This window comes from Acaryochloris marina S15, assembly GCF_018336915.1.
GTDB lineage: Bacteria > Cyanobacteriota > Cyanobacteriia > Thermosynechococcales > Thermosynechococcaceae > Acaryochloris > Acaryochloris marina_A.
Map to the genome: position 1 here is coordinate 2,438,767 of NZ_CP064923.1, position 20,226 is coordinate 2,458,992.

A 20,226-nucleotide genomic window follows, 5' to 3' on the forward strand; every position below is an offset into this window, starting at 1 on the left:
TTAAGAAAACTAGCTGAGGGCGTTGAGGCCGCAGGCCGCCACCGCTAAAACAGCAACGCAGGCGTAAAACGTCGATACGACCCGGACTTCGGGCCAGCCAGATTGCTCAAAGTGATGGTGAATGGGAGACATCTTAAATAGACGTTTGCCTACGCCATCCGGTCCCTTAGTGGCTTTGTAGTAGGTGACTTGAGCAATAACGGATAGGGATTCCACCAGAAAAAGACCACTAAGGATTAGCAATGCCCATAAGGTATTGGTAATCAGTCCCACTGCTGCTAGGGCACCACCCAAAGCCAAGGATCCGGTATCGCCCATAAAAACTTGAGCTGGATTATGGTTGTGGGCCAAAAAGCCTAAGCAGCTTCCCGATAGACAGGCACAGAAAATCATCAATCCCGGCCAACTAGGAGCAACCACAAGGGCAAGTCCGAGGAATGCGATCGCACTTGTCCCAGCTGCTAATCCATCCATGCCATCCGTTAAGTTGACGGCATTACTTTCTGCCGCCACCACAAAGGTAGAGATGGCCAAAAACAACACACCAATCGGAAGTGTGAACCCAAAGGGTAAAGCCAACCCGCTAATATCCGTTCGGGTTAAAAATAGCCACAATCCGAAGATCAGACCACTGCCTAACTCAATGCCCAATCGCAACTTAGCTGAGATGCCCTTGTTTGATTTCTTGCGCAGGATTTGCCAATCGTCAAACCAGCCCACCAACCCCAAACATAGAGTGAGGAGGACGGCTGCTGATACTTCGAGTACGTTAGCGCTGGTCGTGGCCACCCAGGTCCAACTCAGTACCAAGGCAACTGGCATAAAGAAAATGCCGCCCATGGTAGGCGTGCCTGCTTTTTTGAGGTGACTTTGAGGACCGTCGGCTTGGATGACTTGGGATGCTTTCAGCGATCGCAATACCGGAACCGCCCAAAACCCCAGTAGAGTCACCAATAGGGTGCTTGTCCATAGGGGAGCCACAATCGTCAGGGCAGGGGTATCGGTGCGACCTGAATGAATATCAGTGGCTAAAGCGACGCCACTTAAACTCAGGAGCAATAACCCATACAAATTACGGCCAGCCCCAGATCGAGTTGACGCAGTGGTCTTATTTGCAAGGACCATGTTTTTTTACTTAATCCTCATCGTCATCCGACTCTTCTTCGCCACCCATCAGGGCATTGATTTCTTCGCTTTCCTCTTCTCCTACGACCGTTTTGGCCCTTTCCTGGTTATCTCGATCCATTAACCGACCCGATCCTTCCAGCCATCCCAGGATAGATGCATCTTGTCGAGACTCCATAATCGGAGCTTTTTGTTCGCGAGGTTGTTGACGGAGAGATGGATTTTCCATTGTTTTTGATGACGAAAAGGATGGTGTTGGCGCGGATGCCGCTTCTTATCTTACTCAGATAATGGGGATTTGGCACTCTTCAAGCATAGAGCGCTGTCAAGTTTGGGAAAAAATTTCTCGATGGGTAAATAAAAATACCTGAATCTCACGATTCTAATTCAGCTAACTCCATCCACCGCTCTGTAGCGGTCTCAATCTCTGCTTCCAGGGTGGCGAGTTGATCAGAGAGCTGCTGTACTTCAGAAAGATCATTAGGGGGTGAGCCGTATAGAGTTGTCTCTAATTTGGCTTTCTTCGTTTCCAATTCCGGGATCTTATCTTCCAAATTGGCAAACTCGCGTCGTTCATAATTCGACAGACGACGAGACCGAGCAGAGTCTTGAGGCTCGTTTACAGGTGCTTCTGGAGTGACTTCTGCCTCCTTGACTTTTGCTGGCTGGTTGAGTTCTGCTTTTGATGCCTCGGCCTGCCTGATATCCAGATATATGGAATAATTGCCGGGATAGCGGCGAACTTGAGCATCCTCCAAAGCAAAAATGTAGTCGACGGTCCGGTCGAGAAAATAGCGATCGTGAGAAACCACCACCACACAGCCATTAAAATTTTCTAAATAGTCTTCTAGGACGGCTAGGGTCTGCACATCCAAATCATTGGTGGGCTCGTCCAAAATCAGCACATTGGGGGCACTCATCAGCACCCGCAGTAGAAACAGTCGTCGTTTCTCTCCTCCAGACAGTTTGTGAATGGGGGCATACTGCTGGTTGCCCGGGAACAAGAATCGCTCCAGCATCTGGGAGGCCGAAATCTGGCTGCCATCTGCCGTTTGGATAAACTCTCCCACTTCTTTGACGTAGTCAATCACTCGCTGGTCCTGGTTGGACGCGGCAACCAGATCATCTGAATGTTGGTCGAAGTAGCCAATATGGATGGTCCGACCTATCTCAACCTGGCCTGCATCTGGCTCAACTCGCCCGGTCATGATGTTCATTAAGGTAGACTTGCCGGTGCCATTGCCACCAATAATGCCGATGCGGTCTTCAGGGCTAAATTCGTAGGAAAAATCCTGAATTAAGGTTCGATCACCATAGCTTTTGGAAATCTGGACCAGCTCAATCACCTTTTTGCCAATGCGGCGACCTGGTGTATCGATGTCTACTTTGCCCTGAGCTTCCTTAAAAGTTTGATCCTGCATATTATGGATCCGGTCTATTCGAGCCTGCTGTTTAGTGCTGCGGGCCTTTGGCCCCCGTTTCAGCCATTCCAGCTCCCGCCGCAAGATGCCCTGATGTTTGCGTTGGCTTTTCGCAGCTGCGGTTTCTGCCAAGGATTTCTTCTCTAAGTAATAGGAATAGTTGCCGGAAAAAGTATACAAATCCCCCCGATCAATTTCCAGAATCCGATTCGTGACTTGGTCCAAAAAGTAGCGATCGTGGGTAATCAACAGCAACGCTCCTCGATAGCGCTTTAGATAACTCTGTAACCATTCCACTGATTCAGCATCTAAATGGTTGGTAGGCTCATCCATCAACAGTAGATCAGGTTCCGAGAGCAGAGCGGTTGCTAGGGCAATGCGCTTCCGATAACCACCTGAGAGATCCCCAACCCTCGCTTCAAAGTCCGTAATCCCCAATTTGCTCAAAATAATTTTGGCATTGGTTTCTAGTTCCCAGGCCCCTGTCGTCTCCATTTGGGCGGAAATTCCGGCTAGCTTGGCCATCAGGTTGTCTAGTTCGGCCCCCTCTACCTGAGACATTTGATGGGACAAGTCCTCGTAGGTGCGGACTAGCTGCATCTGCTCGTTACTGTCGTTAAACACCTGATCCAGGACGGTGAGTTCATCGTCTAGTTCTGGCTGTTGGGGCAGATAGACAATAGTTGCTCCCGAGTTGACTTGGCGTTTGCCCCCATCAATGGATTCCATCCCGGCAATCATTTTCAGGACTGTGGACTTGCCCGAGCCATTCACACCGATCAGACCAATTTTGTCATCGGGTTCAATGCTAAAGCTCGCATCTCGCAGAATTTCCTTGATGCCAAAATCCTTGCGAATGCTCTGTAGCGTTACAATGCTCATCTGATTTGTGGTGAGATAATAAGGAGATTTCCCTCTTGAGAAATGGGTCTCAAGGAAGCAAACACTCCAATTGTAGGGGGAAACTATGACTGCAACATTATCCAAGCCCCAGGGCAATTTCTATTTAGGTTGTGCAATCTGGGCCTATAAGGGTTGGCTGGGGGATTTTTACCCCCAGGGCAGTGCTTCCAGCCGGCTGCTACAGCTTTATGCTGAACGGTTAACGACGGTTGAAGTCAACGCTACGTTTTACTCCACACCGTCTTCAGAAACGGTTAGTCGCTGGGCTGAGCAAACTCCAGAATCCTTTCGATTTTGCCCCAAGTTTCCCCGCACCGTCTCTCATGCGGGCCTATTACAACCCCATATTGATGAAGCGATTGATTTTATCCAGCTCATGCAAGGCTTAGGTCCTCGACTGGGTCCGCTTTTCGTCCAGCTGCCCCCCAGTTATGGTCCTCAACAGTTCCCGGACTTAGCGACGTTCCTAACTGAGATTAATTCGTCTAATGTACCCTTAGCTTTAGAAGTTCGACATCCACAATGGTTTCAACCGCCCCATGCTGACAAACTGAATAATTTGTTGACGTCACTCCAAGCTGGCAGAGTCTTGTTAGACTCGCGCCCCATTTATCAAGGACCGGACGATCCACAAGTGCATTCTCAACGCCGTAAACCGAAGCTGCCACTACAGCCTGCAGCGACAGCACCCTTTACGGTAGTTCGCTATATCAGTCATCCCCAAAAAGAATTAAATGATGTGTTTTTGGGAAATTGGGTAAATATTCTACAGACCTGGTTGCGACAGGGGATTAATACTTATTTCTTTGTCCATTGTCCTTTGGAAGAGCAGTCCCCCAGAACGGCTCAGTTGTTTCAACAGCTTTTGCAGGAACAGATCGATATTCCACCGTTACCCTGGGATCAACTCACACCTCCCTCAACCCAGCTCAGTTTGTTTTGAAATAGCTTGCAGTCGTTGTTAGTCAACTAAGATTCACCGCTCAACAGACACTTGAAAGGCGATTATTTTTTCGCGAGCTAAAATAGAAGAATCAACAATTTCTGCGAAAAATGGAATTATTACTTCACCAGTCCGGTGAACACATTGCCCAGCGTTACGAGATTTTAGACGTTTTGGGACAGGGTGGAAGTGGTATTACGTATCGAGCCAAAGATCAGCTTACCGATCAACAGGTAGCCTTAAAAGTTCTGACTTTACGTCAAGCGGATAACTGGAAAAAGATAGAACTCTTTGAACGGGAAGCCCAAATTTTATCCCAGTTAGAACACCCAGCTATTCCCCATTACCTCGATTATTTTCAAGTCGATTTACCTGAAGATCGACAATTCTACCTTGCCCAAAAATTGGCTGAAGGCACCTCCCTCGCTGATTTAGTTCACGATGGCTGGCGTGCCAGTGAAGACGAAGCCAAACAGATTGCTGAACAAGTGTTGGAAATTCTGACTTATCTGCATAGCCTGCCATCACCTGTGATTCATCGAGATATCAAACCTCGAAATTTGATTCGGCAAGATAATCACCAAATTGTTCTCGTCGATTTTGGAGCGGTTCAGGTTAGCGAGCAAGGTTCAGAGACCTATGGCAGCACTGTGGTGGGTACCTATGGCTATATGGCCCCAGAACAATTTCGGGGTAAAGCAACCAAGGCGACGGATTTATACGGATTGGCCGGGACGCTGTTATTTCTCTTGACTGGACGTCCGCCTACAGCCTTGCCGGAACACCACTTTAAAATTGATTTTCGAGATGAAATCGAGGTGTCTACGGCCTTTGCCAATTGGTTAGAGATGATGCTTTCACCAATGCCAGAAGACCGATTTGCATCTGCTGCCGAGGCTTTGGCAGTCCTCAAGGGTGAAAGAGATATTGAAGATTGCAAAGGTGGAATTGCTCGTCAACCTGTGGGCAGCAGAGTCAAGTTGGAACGAAAGGGTGATGGCATGATCATTGATGTCCCTGCCACTTGGTTTAGCCTCGACAATTTGATCAAAGTGCTTCTCAGTATTGTTTTATTGGGGGCTGGCAGCAGTATATTGTGGTTGCCCTTTTCACCAGAAGTGTCAGCCATTTCCAATCATAATATTGCAGCTTTTATCATCTGCATATTTTGCGCGTTTCCTTTTGTGGGCACAGGCTCTGTGTTTGGGGTTGACCTGATTTTTCGGATCAGACGGTTCCATCTGGAAATCAATCGAACTGACTTTAAGCTTCGTTGGTCCTTGCTGGGGATAAAGTATCAAACTTCCGGTAAAACCCCTGATATCGATCAGGTCGCTTGGATTACCAAACGATTGCCGTGGAAAGATACGACCAAAGTTTGCCAGATACGGACTGGATTAAAAACTTATCAATTTAGTGGGGATTTGGATAACTTAGAAAATGAGTGGCTAATTGCAGAGCTGCAAGACTTCTTACAACTGACTGCTTAGAGGTTTCGAGACAGATCAGGTTGGCTCTAGAACAGTGATAATCGGCTTGTGATCAGAGCCACCTGTCTGCCCGGTCCAGGTTTTGAGGGCCTTATACCCTCGCGTTTCGATGTGGTCCAATGGGATTTTGATATATCGGGTTGTCAGGGTTTGATTGAAATACCAAGTTGCCCAAATCCACTGACGATGACCTGCATTTTGAAGTTGGCTTAAACGTTCAAACCGCTGAAAATATGGAGACCAAGGAGTGGCATTAAAATCCCCTAAAACGATTAGTTTTCCTTCTATGGACTGACTAGTTGTGGCAAAGGTATCCAATTGCTGATTACGGATATGAAAAAATCTTGGAATGATGGGGACAGGTGGGTGAATCCCAATGATCGTTACAGGGTCACCCTCAACCTGAAGCTTTGCCATAAGGTTAAAGGTTCGGCCTTTGGTTTTAACTTCAAAGTCTGTTGTTGTTGCTTCCAGGATTGGATATCGACTAAACAGGGCATTATTGCCGCCCTCCGTTCGATAATTATGGGGATAATCCAACCGAGTTTGCAGTGCGGCCATCACCGGTTTGTTGACTTCTGATAGGAATAAAATATCTGGATTTTCACTCTGGATTGATTGTGCGATCGCATTGGTATTGGGGTTATCAATCCAGAGGTTGTAGGCCATCACCCGCAATCCGTTAGGAGCGGAACCCAGTTGGGGAAGACCGATCCAATTGAGAACAGGAGCCACAATCAAAATTAGGATTAGTGTGGCAATACTTATACGAACTGATTGCTGTCGCAGCTTAGGGATGGCGATGACCAGGATAAAACTTAAGCAAGGAATGACACTCCAGTAGGGCCACAGCTCAACCAGGAGGGCTAGCGGCCAACGGAACTTTACAGGACTGTAATAAACCAGTACTTGTAGCCCGCTGATGAGCATTAATGCACTGGATATCAACCGAAAATACATAAAGATAAAAAACTGGGGTGCAGTAGGGGTGAGGGAAAATTTCCTATTAGTGTTTGACGTGAATTGTGGGTTGAGATCGCATCCTTATCCCTCTCAAGTCCCCCAAAAGCTGCAATTGATCCCAAGTCTTCAAAAGCTGGTGTTTAATCCAATTCACCCGTTTTTCTCAAGTGGTCGCAGTAGCGATTGAAGAGATTCTTTGCCGCTGGCCAGCAAGAGTTGGGACTCATAAAATGGGAAAACTCAAAGGTAATTAGCTTCTCAACGCCAGATTGTTCTGCCGCCTCCATTTTCCACCACAGCTTCCGCCAATCTAGGGGAGGAAAATCAAACGGCACATCTCGATCAAAGCTTTCCACATTAGACCAAGCCTGCATCCTATGCTTAGCAATCAGTTCACGGTTGGCTCGTAGGAAATCAGGCAAATCATCATAATCCACCTGCCCGTCTTGGAAGGCCACAATATCAACGGCTCCTGCCAACACCCCTAGGATTTCGTCCCAGTCTTCGCAATGTTGATCTAGAGAAATAGGATCGTCTACCAATTTACTGCCATGCAAATAGGGTGAAATCATATTGGGTAAATGAGGCGACAGCCCTTTGCAGTGAGCCCCCAACTGTCTGAGACATTCAACCCGGTGTTTCTCCATCTTGCCCAGCTCAAAGGTGAGATACCAGCCTTTAAACGCTTGTCGATGTCCATATTTCTGCCAGACTTCATCGATAAAATCTTTGCCCATCTGTACTTCCTGGTCTAAAGTACGCTCTCTAGACGGTCTTGTGGCGGAATCATAGGTACCAAAGAAAAAGGTCATCTCATTTTCTTCAGCTAGATCTAGAAACAGGTCCACTAGATCTTCATAGACAGGAAAGATATCGGCCTGTTCTGAGAGCACCTGGGAAGGACAAACTGCAGTTCGACCTACTCCTGCCCGGATCATGATCACAGTATCAATGCCAACAGATTTCATGATGCGAAAATCTTCGGCCCATTCTGCCCGCCCCCAGTTATTGGATGGAATATCGTGGGTGATCTCATCCAAAAAAGTGCCAGAAATTCTCATATTATTCTGCTTGGCTGTTTAACTTCATTACTATACGCTCAATCTCTGAAGTAGTTGCAAGATCAACTTTTTTCTCTTGCCTACCGCCTTATTTCAGCTTTGATAGAATGCAGCTAGAGACCTCCAGAAGCAAGTGATCAGTAAATATGCAAACACTGCCTTCTCCCAGCACACCGATGCCCCTACAAACAACTCAGTGGATCTTCGATCCAGTGGGTTATATGAATACGAATTTCAAACGGTATGGTGACATATTCGAAGCTTGCGTTCTTTGGGACAATACTGCTCCCTTGATTATGGTGAACGAGCCCAAAGCGGTTCAGTATCTCCTCACCCACGATACGGGGAAGGAGTTTACATCACCGGGGGAAGTTAACAAACTTCTGGAACCCTTGGTGGGTAAACAAAACATGATGTTGCTCAGCGGCAATCAACATCGAAACCGCAGACAGTTGGTTTTGCCACCTTTTCATGGCGAGCGGTTGAACGTTTATGGGGCAATTATTCAGCAAATCAGTACCGATCTGATCGCACAATGGCCTCTGCATGAGTCACAGAGTATTCGTGGAATCATGCAAAAAATCACCATGCAGGTCATCCTGCAGGCAGTTTTTGGGCTGCATCAAGGTGAGCGCTACCAACAGCTTGAGCAGTTACTTCGAATTCGCTTGGATATGACAGGGTCTCCTTTGGCATCTGCCATCGTCTTTTTGCCGTGGTTACAAAAAGACTACGGGGCATGGAGTCCGGGAGGCCGTCTGCTTAAGATTGCAGCCCAAACGGATGAGCTGCTGTTTGCGGAAATTAGAGAGCGACGGGCTAATCCAGATCTTGATCGGGTAGATATTCTCTCGATGCTGCTAGCTGCTCGGGATGAAGAAGGTCATGGCCTTACGGATCAAGAGCTACGAGATGAAATGATGGGGCTGCTGGTAGCAGGCCATGAAACGACGGCCACGGCTTTGACCTGGGCCATGTACTGGATTCATTCTTTGCCAGAGGTAAAGAACAAATTACTAGCAGAACTAGATGCCGTTGATAATCCAGATGATCCCGCCGAATTTCTCAAACTCCCTTATCTCACAGCCGTCTGTAACGAAACCCTTCGTATTCATCCCGTTGCGATGTTGACATTTCCTCGTCGAGTAGAGATACCCATGGAAATGTGTGGTTATTCGCTAGAGCCTGGCATGTTACTTATGGGTAGCATTTATCTCATTCATCAAAGAGAAGATTTGTACCCCAATCCCCAACAGTTTCGCCCTGAACGCTTTCTGGAAAGAAAGTTTTCTCCCTATGAGTTTTTGCCGTTCGGAGGAGGGGTGCGGCGCTGTGTTGGATCGGCATTGGCTCAGTACGAAATGAAAATTGTTCTGGGAACACTGCTAACCCAGTGTGATTTTGGCTTACTCAATAAACAACCGGTTCAACCTGGGCGTCGGGGGGTGACTTTGGGACAAAAACAATCGGTTCAGGTGCAGAAAAAAGGACTGAGATCGCCTAAATCACTACAAACCGTCTGAGCCCCGAATACGTTAATGGAGAAAATGGCGAGTGCCTGTAAAGGCCATCACAATTCCCAATTCATCGGCTGCTTGGATAGAGTCTTTATCCCGAATACTGCCACCGGGTTGAATAATGGCCGTGATTCTGGCAGCGGCAGCTGTCCGTACTGAATCATCAAAGGGAAAGAAGCCATCGCTTGCTAGAGTTCCGCCTTGAGCCTGGTCTCCTGCTTGCTGTAGAGCAATATTGACGGAACCGACGCGGTTCATTTGGCCTGCACCCACTCCCAGGGTGGTGTGGTCTTTGGTCACCACAATGGCATTGGATTTGACATGTTTGACCACTTTCCAGGCAAACAGCAGTTCCGCTAACTGAGCTTCAGTGGGCTTTGCTTGGGTGACGATTTGCCAATCAACAGGCGGGGTTAAAGTTTCATCGGCTGCTTGGGCAAGCCAACCGCCTGCGATCGCTTTGACCGTAACCGCAGGACCACTAATTAAATCTGGTAGCACTAATACCCGCAAGTTAGATTTAGCCTGAAGTACAGCTGCTGCGTCGGGCTGACACTCAGGGGCAACAATACATTCCAAAAAGGTTTTGGTGAGCACCTGGGCCGTATCGCTATCAATGGGGCGATTCATGGCAACGATACCGCCAAAGGCTGAGACTGAATCAGCGGCTAGAGCTTTTTCATAGGCTTGAAGCAGGGTTTCTCCTTGGGCCACCCCGCAAGGATTGTTGTGTTTAAGGATTGCTACCGTGGGCTGGGTTTCAGCCTGGGCAAACTCGGCGATCACCCGTCGAGCTGCTTCTAAATCAACCAGGTTGTTGTAGCTGAGTTCTTTGCCCTGGAGTTGTTGAGCAGCAGCCCATCCCGAAGGCGTATCGCTTTCTTGATACCAAACTGCATTTTGGTGGGGATTTTCGCCATAGCGAAGGGTTTGTTTAGCTGTACCCAATATGGAGAGCTGGGTTTGGGAATCGGAAGAGGCGATAGATTGGCGGAGGTGGGTTGCGATCACAAGATCATAACTCGCCATTCTCTCAAACACCTTGAGCGCACAGGCCTGTCGAAATGGCAGTGACGTCTCTCCTTTCCCTTGCTTCAGCTCTTGCAAATAAGACTCATACTGCTGGGGGTCGCATAACACGGTCACATGGGCATGGTTTTTAGCGGCAGCCCGAATCATCGTCGGTCCGCCGATATCGATTTGTTCAACAGCATCTGCCAATGCTTGGTCTGGATCAGTAATTCCCTGAGTCTTTTGTTTGGCAATCGTCTGTTCAAAGGGATAGAGATTAACAACAACCAAGTCAATCCCTTGGATATTGTTATCCGATAAATCCTGTATATCCGACTCTAAACTGCGACGGGCCAGAATCCCGCCATGAATTCGAGGATGAAGAGTCTTGACTCGCCCCCCCAAGATTTCAGGTGATCCGGTATAGTCCGACACCTTTGTGACTGGCAACCCTGCTTTCTCTAAGGCTGCTGCTGTCCCTCCACTACTAACCAAGGTAAAACCATATCCATTGATCAACTGCTGGGCCAATTCCACCAGACCAGTTTTATCTGATGTACTTAAGAGGGCTAAACGTGTCATTATCGAATTCTGAAAACACTACATTGTTCACAGCATATTGAAGAGATAGCTGTAATGGATTACAAATTTACTGTAAAAAGCTGCAACTATTTCCCTTTATTTGCTTGCAGACGATATTCTTCTACTTCAGGTGGGTAGCCGATGGGTAGAACTTGTTCCACATTAGGATGAGGACGAGGGATAATGACCCACGTATGTAATGTTGCCCCATAGGTGTTCTCCACCACAGCAATCCCAGCGTCCATGGCTCGCTTCACTTCGGATACATCGCCTCTAAAACAAATGGCGAATCGAGCACTACCGGCCTTGATATAACTCACCAGTGTGACCCGGCCAGCCTTGATCATAGCATCAGCAATTGAGAGGTTTCCTGGCAAACCCGATGTTTCTAATGCCCCAACGGCTTGCTGTGAAACAACCCCATTCGTCATCTGTCATTCTCCCAAACTTAAAAAAAAACTCAATCTCGTAAAGATTCCGAAGAATGAATTATTACTTTCACTGATGATGCAATATTGCACTATCTAGCTATGCAATTGTAGTCTAATGGTTTGACATGAACCTACAAAGTATTCTGTCAATGTCAAAGCCTAAACTTTACATCCTGCAGTAAAGATTATTATTTCTTCTGAAGAAATGCGGGCTTGAGTAACTTTACTCGCTGATATGTGAACACTATATCTAGTCAGGATGAGGTAATTTTCATGTCCTCTGGTTACTCTTCAACATTAGTCACCAAATAGTTTAAATTCTGACATCAACCTTATGTGGTAGAGATGCTCCACAAATGTCAACCCCTGTTTTGAGTATTTGCATTCCGGCGTACAATCGGCCCAAATGGTTTTCTAGGGCACTAGCATCAATTCTTACAACACCTGAAACTCAGCAAGCTCAAATCGAAATTGTTGTTTCGGATGATTCCACTATTGCTGAGTGTGGTCAAATTTCCCATCAGTCACTCTCAGGCTGGCAAGGGCCTTGGCAGTATCAAGTTAATTCTCCCAGCTTAGGCATGGCCCAAAACTGGAACCGCTGCATCCAAATGGCGAAAGGAAAGTATATTCTGATCCTCCACGATGATGACTATTTAGAGACAGGGGCCATCGCTAATATTCTGGAAACGGTACAAGCGCATCCTCAAACATCGGCTTTTCTATTTGGAGTGAACGTCGTAACGGCTAAAGAACATGTGCGGAAGAAACAACAGTTTTCAAAGATGGAATATCTAGACCGAAGGGCTGCACTTCAGCAATTGCTACTTAATTCTTCTTTTGTAAGATTTCCAGGGATCGTATTACAGCGTGATGTCTTTCAACAAGTCGGCTATTTTGATGAAAAGGTAGGTGGAATAGCTGATATTCATCTTTGGATTCGCATTTTCAATGCGTATGGCGTGTGTTGTGTCCCTATCACAACCGCGAATTACACAGTTCATGCTGATGCACTGACTATGAACATGTTCAATGAGTCAGTTGTGAACCAACTGTTGTCATTATTCGATTGGATAGAGGCTGAACAGTGGTTAGATCTAGAATTGCTTGAATTTTGCAAGACTAATTACTTTCATCAATTTATCCTTGCAGGTTCAATTCGTTATTTAAGAATAGGAAATTTTAAGAATACGAGAAAAACTCTTTCTCTGTTTAATACAGTACAATTAAACTCACAAAAAGCAGTGTTTAAATGGAAGCTTCTAAGATTCCTGTTAATCAGTTTTTTTAGACCAAAAACTTCATGTATTTGAAGATGGAATAGCCTCAATCACTTTTTTGAGCTTGATTGACCAGTCAAGGTGATTTACTGCATAATCATAAATTTTTTTTGGGTGCTCGGTATCTTCGTAAATTCCCAAAACAAATTCAACTAGCTCAGACATGTTAATAGGAGTATCATCAGCTTTTAGAAGAAGTCTATAGGGGAATGAATTTGGGAAGTCTGGATCCTTAGCACTGCTTACAAAAGGTATACCTCTAGCAGCATATTCACGAACCTTAAGAGCGGCAGTTTCTTCCATACCCTTTCTATGACAGCCTAAATCGCCAATGGCAAGATGGCATTGATCATAAAGTTTATTAAGCTTATCCCCATAATTTTCGCCATGGTATTTAATTTTATCAATTAAATGAGAAGACTCCGAATGCGATAATAGTTCTTCTATACATTTGTTGTAGGGACTAACAATATGAAAGTTAATATCAATTTCTGGCTTAACAGAACTAATATAATAATTCTTAAGCCCACTAATTACTCGATCAAATCCATGCCAAAACTCAATATTTCCAACACCAATAATATGAATTGATTTGTTGAGAGAAGGTGGTCGATTTAATTCTATGGTCTCTGAAATATTTATTCCGTTTGAAATACTTAATATAGGGATATCGAAAATTGGCTGATAGAAGGAAACAACAACTATTCTAGTGATATACTTTTTAAGTTGTTTTCGGCACATTCTATCAAAGAAAAATACTATCTTATCTTTTACTTTAGTAGTATTTTCATACTCATGATCATACGGATAAGTCGGTATTTCATAAAATATTGTGATTTTGCCATACAACAAACGAATCAACGTCAAAAAAAGGATGAATAAAGGATCAGAACGAGGATGTCTAAGGTATAAGAAATCAGATGATTGCTGCCATAATTTTCTGATTGTGAAAAAATAAAGATAGATCCTTCTAAGAACTAAATTTCTGACATTATGTTTTAGTATATTCGTACTCAATGATGGAGTAACATGAATAAAACTTTCCCTACATATGATGTCCGAATTAGGAGTAAAGCATATTAAATCTATATCTATATTTAGTTTATTGAAACCACTTACTTGTCCACTTATTTTTACGTCATACCCTTGGACATTATCAGGATCAATATTTGATAAATAAGTACCTTTCATTGATAAATAAGTTAATATTCCCTGAATCTATGATGTTAATCACTTATTAGTGAAGCCACAGTATCAAGTAAAATATCACGATTTTTTTCTGCACATAGATGAGGGGATGCAATACGTGAATTCTCCTTAAATTTCTTAATCTCTTCAGTAGAAAGATTATTTAGTACTTTAGCCATGGATTCAAGCGTAAAATCATCTGAAACAACTCCGCAATTATACTCATGAACAACTCGGACCATTTCTTGAGATGGCCATATAGCAACGGCTAAACAACCCTGAATATATTCAAAGAGTTTATTGGGTAATGCTAAACGATAATTAAATGATGCTGGCCATAGTAGAAAGAGGCCTATATCATATTCATTTAAAGCCCTAGATATTTGAGGCATTGGTACTGGCTCACGAAAGCTGATGCGTTTTCTGATTGAGACCAGTTTTTGTAGTTTTTGCAAATAGCCTCCTTGATTAGGGATAACCATTAAATCAAGGCTAAATCTTTCATCAAGCAGATCCATTAAATAGAGCATATTCTCAATTTTTCTAGAACTATTGAGAAAACCATGATAAATCATCCTAATACTTTGATCGTCGACAGGACTAGGTTTCAATAATTCTTGGAAAGGTGCATTTGTAAGCACTCCGCATTCAATGCCATAATTCTTTGAATATTCTTCTGCTATACCCTGACATACTGTTACCATAGCGTCGGCTTTAGGTAAGTATGTACGACAAATATAGTCCCAGTAATCTTGAAAGAAAAATCGAAAAAGCCACCTATCATCAAATTGTCTTGGTTGATATTCATGAGCATCCAATAAAACTTTTGCACCATTTTTTTTAGCCAAAAAAACTACCAATGGCAGTGTATTGATATCATTAGCAATTATTAAGTCAAAAAAATTGTCTTTAAGCTTATTTAATGATTCTTTGACTGGTGGAGATGTCCAGTAGTATTTCTCAAATTGATTGCTTTTTAATTGAAATCCTCTAGTTAATTTGCTAGTTATACTACCTTTAACTTTTTTTATTGAAATGGAATTGAGTCCACTTATATCTGGAGAACAATAACCCACTGCTGTAATATCGAAATCTTCAACACTTTTTAAAAATAGAATTTGTCTATATACTCTAGGGTCAGTCTTGAGATTGGAAAAAGAAATAACTAGAACTTTTTTCATGAAATTGTAGATATCATTGATCGTCTTTATGGAATGTTCTAACTTTTATATTTTAGTTCTTTCTAAATTGCTTTTTTAAGTCTCAATATAATTTTAAAATCTTGCTTCTGAATAGCAATTGGCTCCCACCAGTGATTCTTACTTAATCTAGAGTATAAAAACATAATTAGTATGCATGTTGAAATATATGAGATGCTTGTAGCCAATGCTGCGCCAGAGAGACCCATTTTAGGAATTAGAAAGGAATTCGACAATATATTAACAACAACAACAATAATACTTACATACATATTTAATTCTGGATATCCCCTTGCTGCAATATCGTTAGCCAAGGCCCGAGCGAGACTAAGAACTACAATACCTGGAATAAGCCAAAGGATGGCATCTGAAGCTCCACTGAATTCTGGACCAAAAAGAATGAAAACTAGTTTTTGAGAAAAAATCGCTAACAATAACGCTCCCATTAGTGTTGAAAAAAATACTAAGCGAGCAATAATTGGTGTAAGTGTTTTACGAGCTATTTCGTTTTGATGTAAAGCAGCTAGACGAGGAAGAGTAACGGTACTTACCGCACTTGATAATAGCCATAATCTTTCAACTAAACTAACTGCAATAACATAGGTTCCTACATCTGAAGAGGAAAGTAACAAATTAACCATAAAAATATCCGCTTTGTAATTGACGAAAGCCAAGATATTACTTAAATGAGCTTTCCAACCATAGCTCAGACATTTTCTTTCATATTTTTTATCGTGGCAGAATGTATCCGCGAAAAAATAGACTTTAAGTGCTGATAAACAAATTAATAAACCTATTAAGGTTCCAATAGCTGAAGCACTCAAAGCTCCAAACACCCCAAGGTTAGCAAACTTAACTAGAATAATTGCAACAATAAAAGTAACAATTGGGGAAGCCAAGAGAAATTTGTTGTAATTTTTAAAATCTTGAATACCTTGAAAAAGACTAATTAGATAAGCCTGGAGAAGTGAAACTGGAAAAATAAGTAATGCAAAATACAGTAAAAACTGAGAGGTGCTGGGGAACCAAGTATTTGCTTTAAAATATATAATTAAGATACCTATCAAAGTACCAATAAGACTAAGTTTCCACCATAACTGAAGACAAGTTGCAAAAGCTACGCTAATTGAAATTCTCTTTTGGCCTAAAAAATATACATTTGCAGGAGCGATTCCTAGGTTCAGAAACTTTGCTAAAGATGTAGATAATAAAAGCGTCATAGCATATTGGCCTCTCCCTTCTGGGCCTAATATCCTAGCTAAAAACACTATAGTGCCAAGCCCTAAAGCAATAACAAGTATTTGTCGCCCTAATGTTTGTAAAATGCTACGACTAAGGTTTTTCTGACCCTCTACTCGGCTATTTTGACCATTACTCAAAGTATAGACACCACTAAGATTGCTTTTTAGTATTCACCGACTTAACACAGTATTGTAGACATCTGATATCTGATCAATAACGACTTTTTCTCCAAAATGCGCTAAACATTCTTTTCTGATCTCTGAAGGACTATAACTTGAATAAGTTTCATAGATCTGTTTCATTGCTTTTTCTAACTTGTTAGGTTCCTTTACAGGAATAAGGAGACCATTGCGGCTATTTACTATGCATTCTGGTCCTCCACAGGTAGTAGCAACCACGCACTTACCACATGCTAGAGCTTCAATTAGAACTACTCCGAATGTTTCAAAATGACTAGAAAGAACAATAGTATTTGCATGTTGCATCTCGTGTAAAACCTGCTCACGAGTTAATTGGCCCAAGAAAGTGACCTGATCTTTAACATTCAAATTACTAATCAATGTCTCTAGGCTTTCCTGTAAAGGACCTATGCCACCTATACGGAGTTCAGCATTAGTATTTCCCTTAAATCCTCGGGCAAAAGCATGTATTAGGTCAGACTGTCCCTTGTTCTTTGTAAGTGAACCAATATTTAGAAATCGAAAGACATCATTTGGTCCAGATTTTAAACTCGCAGATGATTCCCTTAAATTGAATTTATGATCAACAATATTTGGAATGTAAGTCCAGTCTTTAAATACATTTTGATATTGTATTTTTAATAAATTTCCTAAGTATGGACTTACAGAAATTAGTTCATCTGCCGCGAAGTATACTTTCGAAATAAGTTCTTTTTTCCAGTCTTGAAGAATTCCAGTAGCAATTGCTGAGCTATGTTCTGTAACTACAAAAGGAACTTTGTACTGATCCTTTATCATTAAAGCTAGGATCCCATATGGGAATGCTGAATGAACGTGGATTAAGTCAGGTTTACCGAATGCTAAGATATATTCTCCAAACATTTTCATGCCTGCTCGAAGAATAATCATTAAATTGAATTTATGTGAACGAGGAATCCAGTTTAAGCCATACCATTGGTAAACTGGCATTCCGTTATCTTCTTCGAGTGAGATCCCACTTCTTAATTTTCCAAATTTCTTAATAAAAACTCTTGGATGATACAAGTATGGAGGGGGAATGATGCTGACTTGAAATCTATGTCTTTTAAGGGCTAAAGCTTGCTCACGAAAAAATATCCCTCTCACAAAGTTATCTTTATTCGGATACCAAGATGGTAGAATTAGAACTTTTCTCATGTTAATGAGTATTCAGCTTTTTAATGTCTCTTATATATATAGAAATCAGACATAGTTTCTTTGCCTTTGTGAGGATTATTAATTACATTGATAAGAGAGAAGTTAGTGATTTGATTTTCAATATACTCAGAAAATTTTCTGTCAACTTGATGTATTGACTTGTGCTTTTTGTTAAAGTTCGTAGAATATATTAACACAAATTTTTTTGAATAATCAAATAAGTTATTTAAGTACTTATTTAAATTTTTTGTTTTTGTGATATGGAATATAACGTCAATTGATAGTGTAAGTTCAGCTTTTTGAAGATCCAGGTTAGATAATCTATCGTTGTACTTTATAAAGTTTTTTGTAGGATCTTTTTCGAATTTATCCCGGCATAAACTGATAGCTCGAGAAGAAATATCAAGCCCAATATAACTAGGTGTTTTATACAAACTGAGTTGATTTCCATCACCACATCCAAATTCAATTACGGTTTGAATATTATTTTTTTCTATAAATGAATTAATGACACCTGCTTTGTAGCGAGCAAGCTTGTCATAGGATCCAATGCCGGAGTTACCTCCATTAGAATATCTTTTTTCCCAATATATGACCTCATTGAATTTTAATCGGCGAATTTGATCAACTATATTGGATTTTAATCTGGAACTGGCCTCAAAAAAAATATTGTCAATGGTTGTTTTTTTTTTCATTTTAAAAATATTGTTTTATTTAGCTTAACGATCAATGAATCTTCTAATAAGACAAAAAATCATGATGAGTTGCTGGTGGATACTCTATGGCGGGAAATATTTGCCTTTTTCTGCCCACTAGTAAATATCATAATAAGGTTATTTTACTTTGGCCGCAGTCAATTTTCCTGGTGATTCCACGGGTATCTAATACTGCTTTTGAATATTGAATTACTTGAAGAAAATCGATGCAACTATGATCTGTTGCAATGATGACTAAATCTGCCTGAGCTAGGGCTTGTGAAGTCAACTCAATACTGTTTAGAGTTTTTTTATCCACTTGAATTTCTGGAATGTAAGGATCATGATAGGACAGGTTAACCTGATCTCTCTTTAAGGCTGCCATCACCTCGATCGCAGGCGACTCTCTCCAATCTGCCAAGTCCTTTTTGTAAGTAGCTCCTAGAACTAGAACTTGGGCTTTAGAAGGTGCTATTCCCAACTGATTTAGTACTCTAAACGCCTTGCTCCTTACGAAAGAGGGCATTTGGCGATTAATCTCACCTGCCAAAGCAATAAAGCGGGTATTAAAGTTGACTTCTTTTGCTTTCCACTCTAAATAATGTGGATCAATCGGAATACAGTGCCCACCTACTCCTGGGCCAGGGTAGAAGGGCATAATCCCAAAAGGTTTAGTATTAGCGGCATCTAGCACTTCCCATACATCTAAGTCAATGCGATCGCATAACAATGCCAACTCATTCACCAGGGCAATATTAACTGCACGAAAAGTATTTTCAAACACTTTTACCAATTCTGCAGCCTTTGCACTGCTAACCGGAACCACATGTTGAATCGTTTGTTGATAGAAACACAGCGCTACTTTCAAGGACTGGGTATCAGATGCACCCACAACTTTATTTGTATTCTGAGTGGTATAACGCTTATTACCAGGATCTACCCGTTCAGGAGAGTGAGCTAGGAAGAAATCTTTTCCCTGAATTAAGCCACTATTCTCTTCCAGAATAGGTCGCATAACCTCATCTGTTGTGCCTGGATACGTTGTAGACTCCAATGCAATTAATTGCCCAGGTTGTAACCGATGTGAAATCTCTGTGGTGACACTTTCGATATAACTTAAATCGGGAGTTAGATTTTTCGTTAATGGAGTAGGGACACAGATGACGATTACATTTGCATTCTGGATCTCATCAAAGTCAGTTGAAGCCCTTAGCTTACTAGCACTAACTGCAGCCCCAAGTTCAGCAGAACTGACATCATCAATATAGCTGTCCGATTGATTTACCTGGCCCGCTCTTGCTGGATTCTGTTCAATGCCAACAACATCGAATCCTGCTTTAGCTTTCTCTACAGCAAACGGGAGTCCAACATAACCTAAACCAATTACACATACTTTTGCAGTGTGATTGAGAATGCTATCTTGAAGTCGGGAGAAGTGGTTGAAGTTCTCAAAACTCTCCATTTCAGGTAAAGAAGTCTGGACCATCAGAAGATACCTAAAGAATTAACGATTTTGTTTCTATATTTGTGAATCCTGAGTAGAAATATTAGGCAGATATTTACTTAGTTAATATCTCTAAGACCTTGCCAGAGCAATCTGTTTAGATCATCTTTCAACTGATAGGATGGTTGCTTGTTACAGCATTTAAAACCTATTAATTACGGGTTTCTCACCCTAATGTACCCATCCCTAGTCTTTTTGTATCAAAGTCTCACGGTGCGCTATCTGGGCGCTTGCTATTCTAGTAGCGGCTGGGTTCTCGATACCAATACCTCTCGGTTTGGCATGACTCCATACTAAGAATTGACGATTCAGTAAA

General features: G+C 42.4%; 17 protein-coding genes. 4 read left to right on the plus strand and 13 right to left on the minus strand.

Annotated elements, in window-relative coordinates:
- Positions 1-9: 9 nt before the first annotated feature.
- The 3 genes from mraY to I1H34_RS11720 form a co-directional block, all read right to left on the minus strand.
- Positions 10-1,125 (minus strand): phospho-N-acetylmuramoyl-pentapeptide-transferase, encoded by a 1,116-nt coding sequence (mraY, locus tag I1H34_RS11710; RefSeq protein WP_212665777.1) that lies wholly within the window; start codon positions 1,123-1,125, stop codon positions 10-12.
- Between the two features lie 10 nt (positions 1,126-1,135).
- On the minus strand, positions 1,136-1,354 hold the full coding sequence (locus I1H34_RS11715; RefSeq protein WP_212665778.1) for a DUF3134 domain-containing protein: 219 nt from the start codon (positions 1,352-1,354) through the stop codon (positions 1,136-1,138).
- Positions 1,355-1,499: 145 nt separating this feature from the next.
- A complete protein-coding gene (locus tag I1H34_RS11720; protein WP_212665779.1) occupies positions 1,500-3,428 on the minus strand; it encodes an ABC-F family ATP-binding cassette domain-containing protein in 1,929 nt (642 codons plus the stop codon).
- Positions 3,429-3,513: 85 nt separating this feature from the next.
- Between I1H34_RS11720 and I1H34_RS11725 the strand changes: the two genes are divergently transcribed.
- A complete protein-coding gene (locus I1H34_RS11725; RefSeq protein ID WP_212665780.1) occupies positions 3,514-4,392 on the plus strand; it encodes a DUF72 domain-containing protein in 879 nt (292 codons plus the stop codon).
- Between the two features lie 110 nt (positions 4,393-4,502).
- Positions 4,503-5,882: a serine/threonine protein kinase gene (locus I1H34_RS11730; RefSeq protein WP_212665781.1), complete on the plus strand. Its 1,380-nt coding sequence runs from the start codon at positions 4,503-4,505 to the stop codon at positions 5,880-5,882.
- 15 nt (positions 5,883-5,897) lie between these two features.
- On the opposite strand, the gene I1H34_RS11735 is transcribed toward I1H34_RS11730, so the two are convergent.
- Entirely contained in the window at positions 5,898-6,842 is a 945-nt protein-coding gene (locus tag I1H34_RS11735; protein WP_212665782.1) for an endonuclease/exonuclease/phosphatase family protein, read from the minus strand.
- Positions 6,843-6,985: 143 nt separating this feature from the next.
- Positions 6,986-7,906, minus strand: a complete 921-nt coding sequence (locus I1H34_RS11740) for a DUF4434 domain-containing protein (RefSeq protein ID WP_212665783.1) — start codon at positions 7,904-7,906, stop codon at positions 6,986-6,988.
- 146 nt (positions 7,907-8,052) lie between these two features.
- On the opposite strand from I1H34_RS11740, the gene I1H34_RS11745 reads away from it, so the two are divergent.
- Positions 8,053-9,429 (plus strand): cytochrome P450, encoded by a 1,377-nt coding sequence (locus I1H34_RS11745; RefSeq protein ID WP_212665784.1) that lies wholly within the window; start codon positions 8,053-8,055, stop codon positions 9,427-9,429.
- A 12-nt stretch (positions 9,430-9,441) separates the two neighbouring features.
- Here the strand turns inward: I1H34_RS11745 and purH are convergent, their stop codons facing one another.
- Entirely contained in the window at positions 9,442-11,016 is a 1,575-nt protein-coding gene (purH, locus tag I1H34_RS11750; protein ID WP_212665785.1) for a bifunctional phosphoribosylaminoimidazolecarboxamide formyltransferase/IMP cyclohydrolase, read from the minus strand.
- A gap of 86 nt (positions 11,017-11,102) precedes the next feature.
- Positions 11,103-11,447, minus strand: coding sequence for a carbon dioxide-concentrating mechanism protein CcmK (locus I1H34_RS11755; protein WP_212665786.1), 345 nt, complete (start codon positions 11,445-11,447; stop codon positions 11,103-11,105).
- 356 nt (positions 11,448-11,803) lie between these two features.
- On the opposite strand from I1H34_RS11755, the gene I1H34_RS11760 reads away from it, so the two are divergent.
- Positions 11,804-12,760: a glycosyltransferase family 2 protein gene (locus I1H34_RS11760; protein WP_212665787.1), complete on the plus strand. Its 957-nt coding sequence runs from the start codon at positions 11,804-11,806 to the stop codon at positions 12,758-12,760.
- On the opposite strand, the gene I1H34_RS11765 is transcribed toward I1H34_RS11760, so the two are convergent.
- From I1H34_RS11765 to I1H34_RS11790, 6 genes are all read right to left on the minus strand, one after another.
- Positions 12,749-13,918, minus strand: a complete 1,170-nt coding sequence (locus I1H34_RS11765) for a glycosyltransferase family protein (RefSeq protein WP_212665788.1) — start codon at positions 13,916-13,918, stop codon at positions 12,749-12,751. The two genes, I1H34_RS11760 and I1H34_RS11765, sit on opposite strands and share 12 nt — an antisense overlap.
- A 35-nt stretch (positions 13,919-13,953) precedes the next feature.
- On the minus strand, positions 13,954-15,096 hold the full coding sequence (locus I1H34_RS11770) for a glycosyltransferase family protein (protein ID WP_212665789.1): 1,143 nt from the start codon (positions 15,094-15,096) through the stop codon (positions 13,954-13,956).
- Between the two features lie 62 nt (positions 15,097-15,158).
- The gene (locus I1H34_RS11775; protein WP_212665790.1) at positions 15,159-16,493 is read right to left on the minus strand and encodes a flippase; all 1,335 of its coding nucleotides are present in this window, start codon (positions 16,491-16,493) and stop codon (positions 15,159-15,161) included.
- A 33-nt stretch (positions 16,494-16,526) separates the two neighbouring features.
- Entirely contained in the window at positions 16,527-17,711 is a 1,185-nt protein-coding gene (locus I1H34_RS11780; protein ID WP_212665791.1) for a glycosyltransferase, read from the minus strand.
- 20 nt (positions 17,712-17,731) lie between these two features.
- Complete coding sequence (locus I1H34_RS11785; protein WP_212665792.1) at positions 17,732-18,406, minus strand: methyltransferase domain-containing protein; 675 nt, start codon at positions 18,404-18,406, stop codon at positions 17,732-17,734.
- 127 nt (positions 18,407-18,533) lie between these two features.
- Positions 18,534-19,868 carry a nucleotide sugar dehydrogenase gene (locus I1H34_RS11790; protein WP_212666239.1) on the minus strand — a complete coding sequence of 445 codons (1,335 nt, stop codon included), beginning with the start codon at positions 19,866-19,868 and terminating at the stop codon, positions 18,534-18,536.
- Positions 19,869-20,226 lie beyond the last annotated feature (358 nt).

Excerpts from the sequence above, each read along its gene's own strand:
- mraY (WP_212665777.1), bottom strand. The coding sequence starts at position 1,125 with ATGGTCCTTGCAAATAAGACCACTGCGTCAACTCGATCTGGGGCTGGC.
- I1H34_RS11715 (WP_212665778.1), bottom strand. The coding sequence starts at position 1,354 with ATGGAAAATCCATCTCTCCGTCAACAACCTCGCGAACAAAAAGCTCCG.
- I1H34_RS11720 (WP_212665779.1), bottom strand. The coding sequence starts at position 3,428 with ATGAGCATTGTAACGCTACAGAGCATTCGCAAGGATTTTGGCATCAAG.
- I1H34_RS11725 (WP_212665780.1), top strand. The coding sequence starts at position 3,514 with ATGACTGCAACATTATCCAAGCCCCAGGGCAATTTCTATTTAGGTTGT.
- I1H34_RS11730 (WP_212665781.1), top strand. The coding sequence starts at position 4,503 with ATGGAATTATTACTTCACCAGTCCGGTGAACACATTGCCCAGCGTTAC.
- I1H34_RS11735 (WP_212665782.1), bottom strand. The coding sequence starts at position 6,842 with ATGTATTTTCGGTTGATATCCAGTGCATTAATGCTCATCAGCGGGCTA.
- I1H34_RS11740 (WP_212665783.1), bottom strand. The coding sequence starts at position 7,906 with ATGAGAATTTCTGGCACTTTTTTGGATGAGATCACCCACGATATTCCA.
- I1H34_RS11745 (WP_212665784.1), top strand. The coding sequence starts at position 8,053 with ATGCAAACACTGCCTTCTCCCAGCACACCGATGCCCCTACAAACAACT.
- purH (WP_212665785.1), bottom strand. The coding sequence starts at position 11,016 with ATGACACGTTTAGCCCTCTTAAGTACATCAGATAAAACTGGTCTGGTG.
- I1H34_RS11755 (WP_212665786.1), bottom strand. The coding sequence starts at position 11,447 with ATGACGAATGGGGTTGTTTCACAGCAAGCCGTTGGGGCATTAGAAACA.
- I1H34_RS11760 (WP_212665787.1), top strand. The coding sequence starts at position 11,804 with ATGTCAACCCCTGTTTTGAGTATTTGCATTCCGGCGTACAATCGGCCC.
- I1H34_RS11765 (WP_212665788.1), bottom strand. The coding sequence starts at position 13,918 with ATGAAAGGTACTTATTTATCAAATATTGATCCTGATAATGTCCAAGGG.
- I1H34_RS11770 (WP_212665789.1), bottom strand. The coding sequence starts at position 15,096 with ATGAAAAAAGTTCTAGTTATTTCTTTTTCCAATCTCAAGACTGACCCT.
- I1H34_RS11780 (WP_212665791.1), bottom strand. The coding sequence starts at position 17,711 with ATGAGAAAAGTTCTAATTCTACCATCTTGGTATCCGAATAAAGATAAC.
- I1H34_RS11785 (WP_212665792.1), bottom strand. The coding sequence starts at position 18,406 with ATGAAAAAAAAAACAACCATTGACAATATTTTTTTTGAGGCCAGTTCC.
- I1H34_RS11790 (WP_212666239.1), bottom strand. The coding sequence starts at position 19,868 with ATGGAGAGTTTTGAGAACTTCAACCACTTCTCCCGACTTCAAGATAGC.